This window comes from Acinetobacter sp. SH024 (assembly GCF_000163635.1).
Taxonomy (GTDB): domain Bacteria; phylum Pseudomonadota; class Gammaproteobacteria; order Pseudomonadales; family Moraxellaceae; genus Acinetobacter; species Acinetobacter pittii.
On record NZ_GG753614.1, the window covers coordinates 1 to 1,515 of the forward strand.

Consider the following 1,515-nt stretch of genomic DNA (forward strand, 5'->3'; position numbering starts at 1 on the left):
ATCGAACTTTTTTTAAATTCATTTTAATGCTCAGAAAGATGTTCTACCAAATAATCAATAAATACTCGTACAGCAGGTAATAACCCTCGGCGTGATGGATATACAGCATGTAATATACCGTGAGGAGCTTTCCATTCCGGTAAAATTTGTACAAGCTGTCCAGATTTTAGAAAATCTTCTGCTGCGCTCTCTGGTAATAAAGCGATCCCACAGTTTTGACTCGCTAATTGCGCCAACATATGGATATTTGTACCCATTACGATAGGGCTGACTTTGATTTTCTTTTGCTGATTGTCTGGACCATGCAAAAGGAATTGTTGATCAAGATGCTCTTCTGACAAACTTAAAATGCGATGCTCACTAAGTTGTTCTGGATTTTTTATATCTCCAAATTCATTTAGATATGCTTGACTTGCAAATAGACTCTGTTCAATAAGTGCAAACTGTCTAAGAACTAAACTTGGATCATCATCTAGTTTTGAGCGAACACGTAAAGCAATATCAATTCCTTCATTAATGACATCTACTCGACGATTGCTGACCATAAGTTGCAAACGAATTTCTGGATATTTTTTTAAGAAAGCAGGCAAAATTTTAGGCAGTTGATTTTGAGCAATATCAACAGGAACACTAACCTTTACAACACCTCTAGGTTGAATGCTTAAATGATCAACCAAATCATGAGCAGCCTGTGCAGCATTCATCATGACTTGAGCATGTCTATAAATATCCATCCCAATATCTGTAACAGCAAAATGACGAGAGCTGCGTTGAATCAGGCGAACGCCTAAGTTTTCTTCTAGGCTATATACACGACGACTTAGTTTTGATTTTGGTATATCCGTTACACGCTCAGCGGCACTGAAACCACCATGCTCAACGACGAGAGCAAAACAATAAAAATCATCAAGATCAGTGAGCATTAAAATATCCTATTTCTGCAACAACCATGATTTTACATTATTAATTTTGCAACGATAATTCTTAAACTAAATTTTTTGTAATTAAAACATATACTAAGATATTTCCTTTAACTGAGAATTTGAAATTATATTGTCATTACAATGTAATTTTATTGTATGTTTTTTGATGAGTGGTTCTAGCCTTTTCTAGAACTTTCAATTAATTTCTTTTACACTACAATTTTCTATTCTTTTCAAATCTAATGCACTATCAATTAATTGAACTTAACGATGCTTCTGCGAATATTGAATGTCCATTTTGCAAACAAGCAATAATTGACTGGGCGCAAGAACAATATATTCAGCCATGTGAACATACTTTATTTATTGCTATGGATTTGGGGTTTGAATTTATTGCTGATCGATTTGAAGAGTGTATGGATCAAAATGTGGATGAGTTGCACGAAGATCCGAATATGAATATTTTTGAAGCTCTCACGACAACAACTTATGAAAATCTAATTATTTTAAAATCTGATTTAGGTGTGGAAAATTTATTTCGCTATGTCGGGGTAAGTGATCGTTGAAATTGAGAGTATAAAAAAGCCAATCT

Annotated in this window: 2 protein-coding genes; one reads left to right on the top strand and one right to left on the bottom strand. The window is 34.1% G+C overall.

What is annotated here, in order from left to right; translation table 11 throughout:
* Positions 1 to 23: 23 nt before the first annotated feature.
* A complete protein-coding gene (locus HMPREF0013_RS24175; protein WP_002120927.1) occupies positions 24 to 923 on the bottom strand; it encodes a LysR family transcriptional regulator in 900 nt (299 codons plus the stop codon).
* 242 nt (positions 924 to 1,165) lie between these two features.
* On the opposite strand from HMPREF0013_RS24175, the gene HMPREF0013_RS24180 reads away from it, so the two are divergent.
* Positions 1,166 to 1,489, top strand: a complete 324-nt coding sequence (locus HMPREF0013_RS24180; protein WP_002121003.1) for a hypothetical protein — start codon at positions 1,166 to 1,168, stop codon at positions 1,487 to 1,489.
* The last annotated feature ends 26 nt before the right edge of the window (positions 1,490 to 1,515 follow it).

What these genes read in the sequence shown, in the direction of transcription:
- HMPREF0013_RS24180 (WP_002121003.1), top strand. Translation starts at nt 1,166, where the DNA reads ATGCACTATCAATTAATTGAACTTAACGATGCTTCTGCGAATATTGAA.
- HMPREF0013_RS24175 (WP_002120927.1), bottom strand. Translation starts at nt 923, where the DNA reads ATGCTCACTGATCTTGATGATTTTTATTGTTTTGCTCTCGTCGTTGAG.